The sequence below is a fragment of the Mycobacterium sp. genome, assembly GCF_049281135.1.
Lineage (GTDB): Bacteria > Actinomycetota > Actinomycetes > Mycobacteriales > Mycobacteriaceae > Mycobacterium.
This window is the reverse complement of record NZ_JBAPRN010000098.1, coordinates 1-12169: the sequence shown is the minus strand read 5'-3', so window position 1 is coordinate 12169 and position 12169 is coordinate 1. Positions and strand designations below refer to the sequence as shown.

Genomic DNA, 12169 nt, shown 5'->3' with positions numbered 1-12169 from the left:
GGATGCGCTTCCCGCCTGCCGGCCGCCTTTGCCGCGGCGTGGTCCGACCTCGAACGTGAGTCGCGGTCCACCGGGATTACCGACGTTGATGCTCTGCCCGTCATGGATGTCGACCACCGGCGTGCGGTAGCCGTTGACGAATGTCCCATTCACCGAGCCGTTGTCGATGGCCACCCACTTGCCCTGCTCGAAACGCAGGATCAGATGCGCGCGCGAAATCCGCGGATCCGCGATCCGGACATCGGCGCGCAAATCACGGCCGACGACGACGTCGTGACCCGGCGCGAAGGTGCTTTCTGAGCCGTTGTGCCAGATGGTCAGGACGGGTGGGGCTGGTCGACTCACCACTCCAGTATCGACTCCGCGACGGCGCGGCTTCCACGGGACGCACTGTGATTCAGCTATATGTTGCCGCGAGCTGCTGCGACGTTCCGATTCACAGCTGTTTCATAAGCGCCACAAGAGGGGCGCACCGCATCTGGCGGCATGATTGCGAAGGTTAGGCAGGCCGTTGCGAACTCGCCCGCGCGCGATGAGATTTCGAAAAGGTCCTCACCGCAACTAATTTAAAAGTGTAGTCCGGTGGGGGTGACCGGGAGCGTGCTGGATCGCACGCACAGCGAGAGAAGCGAGGGGGTAAGTGTGTCTAGGGACGAGGCGACCAGAGCTACGGAGCGCTGGGACGCCCAATCAGGGCCGTCGGCGCCCGCTGAGCCGCCGCGCGCCCGCAGCCTGTTCGAGCGCGGCTACGCATCGCTTCCCGGCCTGGGGATCACCCGCCTGCTGACTCGCGTCCCGCTGATCAAATCGCGTCCCGAGCGGGATTCGGTGAAGGTCGGCCGATCCGGCCCAGACGATGGGCAGGGCAGCGCGATCGCCACGCCGACGTCTTTCGCCGGCTACACCATCCTGCGGCCACTGGGGTCCGGCGGGATGGCTGACGTCTACCTCGCCAAGCATCCCCGCTTGCCGCGCCGTGACGCGCTGAAGGTTTTGAGCGAAGGAACTACGGACGACCAGGAATTCCGCGAACGATTCAATCGCGAAGCCGATTTGGCCGCCACCCTGTGGCATCCGCACATCGTCGCGGTGCACGACCGTGGCGAGTTCGACGGTCACCTGTGGATCGCGATGGACTACGTCGAGGGCACCGACGCCGCCCGACTGATGCGGGACCGCTTCCGTGGCGGCATGGCCGACGGTGACGTCTGCGCGATCGTCACTGCGGTCGCCAGCGCGCTCGATTACGCCCATGCCCGCGGGCTACTGCACCGTGACGTCAAGCCCGCCAACATCCTGCTGACCCACCCCGACGAGGATGATCGCCGAATCCTGTTGGCGGACTTCGGCGTTGCCCGTCAACTCGCCGACATCAGTGGCATCACCGAGACGAACGTCGCGGTGGGCACCGTCGCCTACGCCGCCCCCGAACAACTCGTCGGGTCGAACATCGATGGCCGCGCCGACCAATACGCGCTGGCCGCCTCGGCTTTCCACCTACTCACCGGTGCGCCGCCGTACCAAAACTCCAATCCCGTCGCGGTGATCGGCCAGCACCTGCATGCGGCGCCACCCCGACTCAGCGACTACCGCCCCGATCTGGCCGACCTCGACGATGTGTTCTTCAAAGCGCTCGCGAAGGACCCGTCGGACCGGTTCGACCGGTGCCGCCAGTTCGCCGCGGCGTTCAGCGAGCACGTCTCCTGCCGCCCAGCCGGCGATCGCCACTCCAGGCCGAAAATTCGCCGCACCGGCTTCTGGAAAGCCTTACGACGGCCTTCCCTGAAAGCCGCCATCGCCCTGGCGATGATCGTCACGACCGTCGTCGCGCTGACCGTGACGTGGGCGATCTCGTTCTTCTCCTGGGACGACCAGCCGCAAGCAAACCCCGCGTCGCCGCCTCGGGTGAGCAGGACGTCGACCTCGGGGTCGGCCCTGGCGGCGCCGCCGCTGAACGGCAGTTACCGGCTGGACTACGACCGCGCGAAACAGACGTCCAACGGCGTCATCCGTACCAACGGCGGAGCCACCAGCTGGTGGGCCTTTTCCTCCGCGTGTACCGCGACCGGGTGCGCCGCCACGGGCACCAAACTGGACGACTCGAGTCATCAAATGGCCAAAACCGGCGGCACCGGCAATACCGGCGTTCTGCATTTCCTCGACGGCCATTGGCAAGCCGAGCCGCGCCAGGTGCAGGTCCAGTGCCGCACCGCCCGCGGCGGGCCGATGTCCACCCAGTCGGAGACCGTGGTGTGGACGTTGACGCCGGAACCCGATGGCACCTTGCGCGGCGCGCAAACCCAAACCGTGCAGAGCAACGAGTGCGGATCGCAAGGGGCCACGCTGCGAATCCCGGTCGTGGCATCCCGGACCGGCGATGTTCCTCCGGGCGTGACGGTGGCCGATCCCGCGCAGGCGGCGAACACCACCGCCACCCCGATCGGAACCGCAACGCCCGCGGTGCTGGGTGGGCCATGCACCGACATCGACAAGGTCGCCTTCGACTCGACGGCCAATCAGCAGGTCGTCTGCGAGGGCAATACCTGGGACAAGGCTCCGCCGACCACCGGCGTGCACCCAGTTGGCACCTCATGCGATGACACGCCGGTTTTCACGATGTCGAAGTCCGACGACGGGCACCTCATCGAATGCGACCCCGGCACCCGGGTGTGGAGCAGCCAGCACAGCTGACCTTCTGTCGGTACAGAGCTCTACCCTGGTGAACATGGCGTTTGCTACCGAGCACCCCGTGGTTGCGCACTCCGAATATCGCCCGGTCGAGGCGATGGTGCGCGCAGGTGGCCGCTTCGATGTGGTCAGCCCCTACGCGCCGGCCGGTGACCAGCCGGCCGCCATCGACGAGTTGGAGCGCCGGATCCAGGCGGGCGAGCGCGACGTCGTGCTGCTGGGTGCGACCGGTACCGGAAAGTCAGCCACCACCGCGTGGCTCATCGAGCGACTGCAGCGGCCGACTCTGGTGATGGCACCCAACAAGACACTAGCCGCGCAGCTGGCCAACGAGTTGCGAGAGATGTTGCCGCACAACGCTGTTGAGTACTTCGTCTCCTACTACGACTACTATCAGCCCGAGGCGTATATCGCGCAGACCGACACGTACATCGAAAAGGACAGCTCGATCAACGACGACGTGGAGCGGCTGCGGCACTCCGCCACTTCGTCGCTGCTGTCGCGCCGCGACGTGGTGGTGGTGGCGTCGGTGTCCTGCATCTACGGTCTGGGCACACCGCAGTCCTACCTGGACCGCTCCGTCGAACTTCAGGTGGGCACCGAGGTCCCGCGTGACGCACTGCTGCGGCTGCTGGTCGACGTGCAGTACACCCGCAACGACATGTCCTTCACTCGCGGCACGTTCCGGGTCCGCGGCGACACCGTCGAGATCATTCCGTCGTATGAGGAATTGGCCCTGCGCATCGAGTATTTCGGCGACGAAATCGAGGCGCTCTACTACATGCACCCACTCACCGGCGAGGTGATCCGCAAGGTCGACTCGCTTCGCGTGTTCCCGGCGACTCACTACGTCGCCGGACCGGAGCGAATGGCCCACGCCATCTCCACCATCGAGCAGGAACTCGAGGAGCGCCTCGGCGAGCTGGAGGGGCAGGGCAAGCTGCTGGAGGCCCAACGGCTGCGGATGCGGACCAACTATGACGTCGAGATGATGCGTCAGGTCGGATTCTGCTCCGGCATCGAGAACTATTCGCGGCACATCGATGCTCGCGGGCCGGGCTCGCCACCCGCGACGCTGCTGGACTATTTCCCCGAAGACTTCCTGATGGTCATCGACGAGTCGCATGTCACGGTGCCGCAGATCGGCGGCATGTACGAGGGCGATATGTCGCGCAAGCGCAACCTGGTCGAATACGGGTTCCGGCTTCCCTCGGCGTGCGACAACCGGCCGCTGACCTGGGAGGAGTTCGCGGACCGGATCGGACAGACGGTGTACCTGTCGGCGACGCCCGGTCCTTACGAGCTGAGCCAGGCCGCGGGGGAGTTCGTCGAGCAGGTGATCCGCCCGACCGGGCTGGTCGACCCGAAGGTCGTGGTGAAACCGACCAAGGGCCAGATCGACGACCTGATCGGCGAGATCCGGAAGCGCGCCGAAGCCGACCAGCGGATCCTGGTGACGACGTTGACCAAGAAGATGGCCGAGGATCTCACCGACTATCTGCTGGAGCTGGGGATCCGGGTCCGCTATCTGCACTCCGAGGTCGACACGCTGCGACGGGTCGAGCTGTTGCGCCAGCTGCGGCTGGGTGACTACGACGTGCTGATCGGCATCAACCTGCTGCGGGAGGGTCTCGACCTGCCGGAGGTGTCGCTGGTCGCGATCCTGGACGCGGACAAGGAAGGCTTCCTGCGCTCGTCGCGCAGCCTGATCCAGACCATCGGCCGCGCGGCCCGCAACGTGTCCGGCGAAGTGCACATGTACGCCGACAAGATCACCGACTCGATGAGAGAGGCGATCGACGAGACCGACCGTCGGCGGGCCAAACAGGTCGCCTACAACGAAGCCAACGGCATCGACCCGCAGCCGCTGCGCAAAAAGATCGCCGACATCCTCGATCAGGTCTACCGCGAAGCCGACGACACCGAGGCCGTGGAGATCGGCGGATCGGGACGTAATGCGTCACGCGGGCGACGTGCTCAGGGTGCGCCCGGCCGCGCGGTCAGCGCTGGAGTGTTCGAGGGCCGCGACACCGCGAGCATGCCGCGGGCCGAACTGGCCGATCTGATCAAAGACCTCACCGAGCAGATGATGACCGCGGCCCGCGACCTGCAGTTCGAGTTGGCCGCCCGGTTCCGCGATGAAATCGCCGACCTCAAGAAAGAGTTGCGCGGGATGGACGCCGCCGGTCTGAAGTGAGCTCACCCCACGATCAGGCAGCTGCCGACGGCTGGCGCACGCTGCTGGGTCCCCGATTCCTAGGGACCTCAATACTTCTCGCCGGTGGCGTGGCGCTGTATGCGACCAACGAGTTCGTGACGGTCAGTTTGCTGCCGAGCGCGATCGCCGACATCGGCGGCGAACGGCTGTATGCCTGGGTGACCACCCTGTACCTGGTGGGGTCGGTTGTCGCGGCGACGACCGTCAACGCGATGTTGCTGCGGATCGGGCCACGGGTGTCATTTCTGTTGGGACTGATCGTGTTCTGGATCGGCAGCGTGGTGTGCGCGCTGGCTCCCGGCATGGAGGTGCTGCTGGTGGGTCGCACCCTGCAGGGCACCGCCGGGGGATTGTTGGCCGGTTTGGGCTACGCGCTGATCAATACCGCTCTGCCGCGCTCGCTGTGGACCAGGGCCTCGGCACTGGCGTCGGCGATGTGGGGTGTCGCGACCGTGATCGGCCCGACGGCCGGCGGCCTCTTCGCGCAATTCGGCCTATGGCGTTGGGCGTTTGGCGTCATGGCGATTCTCGCGGTACCGATGGGCGTGCTGGTGCCGCGGGTGCTACCGGCCCGCGTCGATTCGGGCGAGGCTGCGCCCACATTGAAAGTGCCGGTGTGGTCGATCGTGCTGTTGGGTACGGCGGCGTTGACGATCAGCGTCGCCCAAGTCCCGACGAACGTCGGACCGACCGCCGTGTTGCTCGCGATCAGCCTGGTCCTGATCGGCGCATTCATCGTCGTCGATCGACGCATGGCCGTAAAAGTGTTACCGCCCAGCGTTTTTGGAAGTGGACCGTTGAAATGGATCTATCTGGCCCTGGCGGTGCTGATGGCTTCGGCGATGGTCGACATGTACGTGCCTCTGTTCGGGCAACGCCTCGCGCACCTGGTCCCGGTCGCGGCTGGGTTTCTCGGCGCCGCGTTGGCGATCGGGTGGGCGGTCAGTGAGGTCCTCAGCGCGTCGCTGAGCAGCAGGAAAGTCATCAATCGGGTGGTCGTGTTCGGTCCGCTTGTCATAGCGTTGGGTCTGGTTCTGGCCGCGGCCACCCAATTCGACAATGCATCCGCAGGCCTGGTCATCACGTGGGCGCTGGCGCTGACGATCACCGGAATCGGTATCGGCGCGGCGTGGCCACACCTGTCGGCTTGGTCGATGCACTGCATCGACGACGAAGCCGAAGGTCCCGCGGCGGCCGCAGCCATCAACACCATTGAGGTCATCGCCGGCGCATTCGGCGCGGGCCTGGCCGGCGTCGTGGTCAACACTGCCCACGGCAGCATGGTCATCGCCGCGCGGGCGCTCTTCGCGGTCTTCGCCGTAGTGGGCTTACTGGGCGCGTGGGTCGCATACCGGGCCACTCGGGATCTGCGCTGACCAACGTGCGTTCGCAGGCAGGTGGTTCGGCCCGCCCTTAGTCGGGCTCATCCTCCGCATGCAGCACGGCGGAGACGCCGTCGACGTCGCCGAGCACTTGTGTGGCGTTGCTGATCTTGTTCCCTGACAGCGTCATCGTCACGGCAACCTGATCTCGATCGATGTTGCCGTCGTCCGCTTCGAGTTCGGTGAGCTGCCAGTTCCTTTGACCGCAGACCCGCAAGATCTCCCGCAGCACCCCTTGGCCGTTGTCGTAGACGATCTGCAGCCGGACCGTGCCACGCAACCGTGCGGTGAGCTGCCGCTCCACGACGTTGAACGCCAGCGCGCTGACAAAGTGCAGGGCTACCACGGCGATGGCCAGCAGAAGCAAGCCGGCGCCCGCGGCCAGGCCGATCGCCGCCGATTCCCACACCGCTGCAGCGGTGGTGAGCCCATGTACGGCGCCGCGCCGAGTGATGATGATTCCGGCGCCCAGAAAGCCGATGCCTGAGACAACGTGGGCCGCAACCCGAGAGGGGTCGAGTTCGACATTGTGACCGGGCAATACGTCGCCGAAACCGTACCTGCTGACCAACAGGATCAGCGCCGACGACGTGCCGACGATGGTTTAGGTCCGCAGTCCCGCGACCTTGCCCTGAATGGTGCGTTCAAGGCCGATGATTGCGGTCAGTCCAAAGGCGGCGAAGAGCTCGATGAGGTGCCGGCCGCTCTGCACGGCGCCACCGAACAGCGGGTCGGCAAACCAGGTCTCCACGCCCGCCAAGCTACTTGGCCGGCTGTGCTGGTGCGACCATCGCAGGTGCGGTCAGCGGGTCGACTTGATGACCTGCGCTCGGTGGAACTGCCAGCGCTCGACGATGTGGAACCCGACATTTTTCGCGGTCGTGTAGGCGGGCGCGTTCACCAGCATCCGCCCGGGCGGCAGCGACGTCCCGGTTTGATGGTTCGGCAGCTTGGTGTCGCGGGTGGAAATCGTCCACAGTGTGGTGCATTGGTACAGCCGGCCTACCACCAGCCAGACGGCTACGTGACCGTCCCAGAGCGTCTCACGCTTGGCCGCGGGAACGCCCCGACCGACGTCGACCAGTGGCCGGTAGGCGTCGGGACGAGCGGCGAGCACAGCGCGAACCGGCCCGGGCAGCCAGCCGACCGTGTTGTCGACCAGCAGGCAGTCCCCGGGGGCCGCCTGCGCGCTGATGAGGTCAGCGACGTCGCTGTAATCCCAGCTCTCTTTGGCGTACCGCTGTCGTTGCGAGAGAAGATAATTCGGGAATGCCGCCACGGTGAGCACGATCAGCATCGCGGCGATCCATCGTGGCCTGCGCGCGATCCCGACAATGCAGACGGCCAGCACGACCGCCATCGCCGGGGTGGTGAAGAACAGGTACCGAGGGTAGTAGAACGGATCGCTGACCGCCGAGTAGATCAGGCTGATGGCGGTGGGAACCACCATCCAGGCGGCGCAGATGATCAGCACCCGGCGGGTATCGCCGAGCGATAGCCACCGACCCCTCATCCGAATCGTCAGCGCAGCAATGAAAATGAGCCCGGCCAGGATCGCGAACGGAACGCTGTTGTCGAAATATTGGTGCAGCACAACGTCGAGCACGCTGTGCCAACTCAACGGATAAATCCAGGCCACCTGGAAGCTCTGGCCATGCGCGAACAACATCAATGGTGTGGATGCGGCCACCGCCAGCGCTGACGTGATCGCAAACCAACGCACCACCGACTTATTGCGGCGCAGCACCGGCGTCACGACGGCGTAGACCGGTACGAGCAACACCAGATAGAGGTTGAGCAATATCGCGAGCGTCAGCGCGAGCGTGTAGGACGCCCACAGCCCTCGCCGGTGTCGGCGTACGGCGGTAACCAACAAGACGGTCAGCCAGACCGCCGCGGCCGCCGTCAACGCATACGAGCGCGCTTCGACGGCGGCCCACGTCACGCGCGGCAGGATGGCAAACACGACGCCCGCGCACACCGCGGTGGTCCTCGGCAGGAACTGTCTCGCGAAGACCACCACACCCGCTGCGGCGATCCCGACGGCCAGGCAGCTGGGAACCCGCGACCAGAACTCGGTCACCGGGAACAGGCTGAACCAGCCGTGCATGACGAGGTAGAACAAACCGTGAACGGCGTCGATGTGGCCGAGCATCCGCCACAGGTCGGGTATTGAGCGGCCGGCGGCAGAAATCGTGGCACTCTCGTCGAACCACAGCGACGGCCAGTTCGCCCCGGCGGCGCCAATGCCGGCGGCCAGCGCCGCGATGGCGAGCGGGTCAATAAACCTGCTGGGGCGGTGCGGCCCCGAGGGGCTCGGGGTGACCACCGTCCTGGGTTCGACGACTGTTATAGCAACCATGATGGATGTCACTTTAGGGCCACCGTGGTGAACATGCTTACCCGTCCTGCCTGATCACATACCACTTTTGCCAGTGTGGCCGAATCGGGCGACTCGGTCGTGCGGTAGCAATATCGACGAAAATATAAGCACACCAACGAGTTTCATTGATCGCGTTGGCTAATTGGACGCGCAGCCGACACATTTGGAGCCTCAGAGTGTGCGCGCCGCAGCGGTAGCCCGGGAAATGCCAACCAGGTCGGCGTGTCTCAAAGTCGACCATCGGGCGACGGCAAGGCATTACTGTCTTGGATTGGCGTAGCAACCGACACCTGGGAGGGTAAATGAGCGCCTATCGGACCGTGGTGGTAGGAACCGACGGCTCGGATTCGTCGCTGCGCGCGGTGGAGAAGGCGGGCAGCATTGCCGGGGCTAACGCGACGCTGATCGTGGCGACGGCGTATTTGCCGCAGAACGAGGATGTGCGGGCCGCCGACGCCCTGAAAGATGAGAGTTACAAAGTGTCGGGGAGCGCCCCGATCTATGCAATTTTGCGCGAGGCCAAGGAGCGGGCCGAAAAGGCTGGAGCCACGAACGTCGAAGAACGGTCGATCGTCGGCGCCCCGGTCGACGCGCTGGTCGGACTCGCCGAAGAGGTCGGCGCCGACCTGCTCGTCGTCGGTAACGTCGGCCTGAGCACGATCGCCGGCCGGTTGCTGGGATCGGTGCCTGCCAACGTCTCGCGCCGGGCCAAGGTCGACGTGCTGATCGTCCACACCACCACGTAAGCGGGCCTACGCGCGTCGACCCGGTGATCGACACCGCGAAATACGGGCCGTGGGCGCTGATCGCGGGCGGCTCGGAGGGGGTCGGCGCTGAATTCGCCCGGTTGCTTGCGCAGGCGGCCCTCAATCTGGTGCTGGTTGCCCGTTCAGGGGCCGCATTGGAGGAGACGGCCGAGCAGTGCCGCGGGAACGGCGTTGAGGTGCGCACCGTCCGGGCCGATCTGAGCGCATCCGACGCCTGCACCGGGATCGCGACGGCGACGAGCGGGCTCGAAGTGGGGCTGTTGATCCTGGTCGCGGGTGCGAACACGCACAGTCGCGAATTTCTTGACGGCGATCTCGCGGAGTTCCAGCGAGTCATCAATCTCAATGTGTCGACACCGCTGGCCCTCGTGCACCACTACGGGCAGCTGATGCGCGACCGGCGCCGCGGCGGCATCGTGCTGCTCGGCTCGCTGGCCGGCTACCTCGGATCGGCTCGGCACACCGTTTACGGCGGCGTGAAGGCGTTTACCAGGATTTTCGGCGAGGGACTGTGGTTGGAGCTCCGGGAGCACGGCGTCGACGTGCTGGACCTCGTGCTGGGCGTGACGCGCACACCCGCGATGGAGCGGGTCGGCCTGAATTTCGACGCACCCGGCGTCGTCGTCGCCGAGCCCGCCGATGTGGCCCGCGAGGGGTTGGAATGGCTGGGCCGCGGTCCCGTACACATCGTCAGCGGCAACGAGCAGATCGTCGCCATGCGCAACGATCCTGATCGGGCCGCGGCGGTTCTCGGCGCGCATCGCGCCATGCAGAGGCTGTTGAACGCGGAGAGGAATTCCGATGACGGTGGAGGAACGGCTCGCGGCTCTGGAACAGCGTTTGCGCCGGGTGGAGGATGAGCTGGCCATTGGCCGCCTGATGGCGTCGTATGGACCGCTGGTGGATGCCGGCGATGCCGATGCGGTGTCCGGGTTGTGGACCGACGACGGCGAGTACGACATCGAGGGCTGGCACATGCGCAGCCGGGCCGACGTCGCCGAGATGGTGCGATCACCCGCGCATCAGGGTCTGATCGGCCGCGGCGCTGCCCATTTCCTCGGCCCGGTATGCGTCGACATCGACGGCGACGACGCGATTGCGGTGTGCGAGTCGGTCGTCATCCGGCGTAACGACGACGGCGGTGGCTATCGGGTGTGGCGGGCCGGCGCCAACCACGTCACGCTGCGGCGGACGGCCGCTGGCTGGCGGATCGCCAAACGCACCAGTCGGGCACTGGACGGCTCTACCGAGGCCCGCGGCCTGCTGGCCGCCGGTGCGACGGGCCGGCCGGCATGACGGGGCAATTAGTGGGCAAGGTCGCGCTGATCACCGGTGCCGGAGCAGGTATCGGCGAAGGCATCGCGCGCCGGTTCGCCGAAGAGGGCGCAAAAGTTGTCGTAGCCGAACGCGATTCCGGTAGTGGCCGCGCCGTCGCGACCGCCGTCGGGGGCTTGTTCGTCGAGGTCGACGTCTCGGTTCGAGACCAGGTGGAAGGCGCTGTTGCGCAAGCTGTTTCGGAGTACGGCTCGATCGACGTCGTGGTGAACAACGCATGGGGCGGCGGATCGATGAGCCGGGTGGAGAACAAGACCGATCAGCAGCTCAGCGACGGTATCGCCGTCGCGTACTACGGCCCGTTCTGGGCGATGCGGGCCGCCCTGCCGCACATGCGGACCCGCGGCTGGGGGCGGGTGATCAACGTCTGCAGCCTCAACGGGGTCAACGCGCACATGGGCACCCTGGAGTACAACGCCGCCAAAGAGGCGCTGCGTGCCCTGACCCGCACCGCCGCCCGCGAGTGGGCGCCGTTCGGGGTGACCGTCAACGCGATCTGCCCGGCCGCCAAGAGTGCGGCATTCCTGCGCGCCCTTGGCGACAACCCCGACATTGCCGCCTTCGCCGACGCGATGAACCCGATGGGCCGAATCGGGGATCCCTACCTCGACATCGCCCCGGTCGCGCTGTTTCTGGCCGGCGAGGACTGCCGCTATCTCACCGGCAACACGTTGTTCGTCGACGGCGGCAGCCACATCAACGGAGTGGCCTGGACACCCGACTTAGACGGCGCGAGCTGATCGGCCGCTACGCGCTGGCGAGGTCGTGCCGCTCCAGCCGAAACGTGCGGCTGACCCGGTCTGGACGCGTCGTCAGGGTGACCTCGACGGCTCCACCCGAGGTGACGACATAGCGCTCCTCGACGTCCGGGCCGTCGTCGCGGCGGCTCACCGGCCGGCGCGGCAGGTCCTGGTCGTCGCTGAGGTCGGGATCGAACGGGAAGAACACCGGGTCATACGGCGTCACGTCACCGTCGGGACGGCCGTCGCGCAGCCGGCTGCACTCGACGAAGCGGAAGTGTCCGATGTTGTGCGCCGCGCGGTAGGTCCGCGTGACGACGAAGGGCGGCTGACCGGCGGTGGGCAACACGGCTCCTTTGGGCACGATCGGGTCGAAGCAGACGTCCTCGCCCGCGCAGGCCTCGCGAAACACCCCGAAGTGGCGCGAAAGACGTTCGGAGAGCGCGAATCCGGCCTCCCTGTCGAGGAAGGCGGCCAAGCCGATCGCCGTCGCGGCGAACGGGTGCAATGACCGTTTGACCCGTTTCTCGTCGAACGCCGAGCGCAACGCCCGCGCGACGAGCGGGAAGCTTCCGGCGCCGCCCACCACGTAGATGCCCGCGATCTCGGACCAGTCGACGTCGCCGCCGGACCGATCGTTCAGCACACTGGGAAGA

The 12169-nt window shown here is 66.3% G+C and carries 9 protein-coding genes and 2 pseudogenes; 7 read left to right on the top strand and 4 right to left on the bottom strand.

The window, feature by feature from the left end; genetic code table 11:
- Window positions 1-345, bottom strand: a 345-nt coding sequence (locus WAN02_RS04130) for an FHA domain-containing protein (RefSeq protein WP_422262907.1), incomplete at its 3' end; no start/stop codon positions are given.
- 297 nt (window positions 346-642) lie between these two features.
- On the opposite strand from WAN02_RS04130, the gene WAN02_RS04125 reads away from it, so the two are divergent.
- The 3 genes from WAN02_RS04125 to WAN02_RS04115 are packed head-to-tail and all read left to right on the top strand — an operon-like array spanning window position 643 to window position 6282.
- Window positions 643-2691, top strand: coding sequence for a serine/threonine-protein kinase (locus tag WAN02_RS04125; RefSeq protein WP_422262906.1), 2049 nt, complete (start codon window positions 643-645; stop codon window positions 2689-2691).
- A gap of 34 nt (window positions 2692-2725) precedes the next feature.
- Window positions 2726-4885, top strand: a complete 2160-nt coding sequence (gene uvrB, locus WAN02_RS04120) for an excinuclease ABC subunit UvrB (RefSeq protein WP_422262905.1) — start codon at window positions 2726-2728, stop codon at window positions 4883-4885.
- Complete coding sequence (locus WAN02_RS04115; protein WP_422262904.1) at window positions 4882-6282, top strand: MFS transporter; 1401 nt, start codon at window positions 4882-4884, stop codon at window positions 6280-6282. The genes uvrB and WAN02_RS04115 overlap by 4 nt, the downstream gene beginning before the upstream one ends.
- Before the next feature lie 37 nt (window positions 6283-6319).
- Here the strand turns inward: WAN02_RS04115 and WAN02_RS04110 are convergent.
- Window positions 6320-7039 (bottom strand): annotated as a pseudogene (locus tag WAN02_RS04110) (MgtC/SapB family protein).
- Between the two features lie 51 nt (window positions 7040-7090).
- The gene (locus WAN02_RS04105; RefSeq protein WP_422262903.1) at window positions 7091-8650 is read right to left on the bottom strand and encodes a glycosyltransferase family 39 protein; all 1560 of its coding nucleotides are present in this window, start codon (window positions 8648-8650) and stop codon (window positions 7091-7093) included.
- Window positions 8651-8973: 323 nt separating this feature from the next.
- Here WAN02_RS04105 and WAN02_RS04100 point away from each other — a divergent pair, with 323 nt between their 5' ends.
- From WAN02_RS04100 to WAN02_RS04085, 4 genes are read left to right on the top strand one after another with little or no spacing between them, the layout of a single operon-like run.
- Window positions 8974-9417: a universal stress protein gene (locus tag WAN02_RS04100; protein WP_422262902.1), complete on the top strand. Its 444-nt coding sequence runs from the start codon at window positions 8974-8976 to the stop codon at window positions 9415-9417.
- Window positions 9418-9440: 23 nt separating this feature from the next.
- A complete protein-coding gene (locus WAN02_RS04095) occupies window positions 9441-10298 on the top strand; it encodes an SDR family NAD(P)-dependent oxidoreductase (protein WP_422262901.1) in 858 nt (285 codons plus the stop codon).
- Window positions 10240-10734 (top strand): nuclear transport factor 2 family protein, encoded by a 495-nt coding sequence (locus WAN02_RS04090; protein ID WP_422262900.1) that lies wholly within the window; start codon window positions 10240-10242, stop codon window positions 10732-10734. The genes WAN02_RS04095 and WAN02_RS04090 overlap by 59 nt, the downstream gene beginning before the upstream one ends.
- Window positions 10731-11513, top strand: a complete 783-nt coding sequence (locus WAN02_RS04085) for an SDR family NAD(P)-dependent oxidoreductase (protein WP_422262899.1) — start codon at window positions 10731-10733, stop codon at window positions 11511-11513. Before WAN02_RS04090 ends, WAN02_RS04085 begins: the two co-directional genes overlap by 4 nt.
- A gap of 7 nt (window positions 11514-11520) precedes the next feature.
- On the opposite strand, the pseudogene WAN02_RS04080 reads toward WAN02_RS04085, so the two are convergent.
- Window positions 11521-12169, bottom strand: a pseudogene (locus tag WAN02_RS04080) (Hsp70 family protein); the annotation flags it as partial.

Coding starts and splice junctions, on each gene's coding strand:
- WAN02_RS04105 (WP_422262903.1), bottom strand. CDS start 8,650: ATGGTTGCTATAACAGTCGTCGAACCCAGGACGGTGGTCACCCCGAGC.
- WAN02_RS04100 (WP_422262902.1), top strand. CDS start 8,974: ATGAGCGCCTATCGGACCGTGGTGGTAGGAACCGACGGCTCGGATTCG.
- uvrB (WP_422262905.1), top strand. CDS start 2,726: ATGGCGTTTGCTACCGAGCACCCCGTGGTTGCGCACTCCGAATATCGC.
- WAN02_RS04085 (WP_422262899.1), top strand. CDS start 10,731: ATGACGGGGCAATTAGTGGGCAAGGTCGCGCTGATCACCGGTGCCGGA.
- WAN02_RS04090 (WP_422262900.1), top strand. CDS start 10,240: ATGACGGTGGAGGAACGGCTCGCGGCTCTGGAACAGCGTTTGCGCCGG.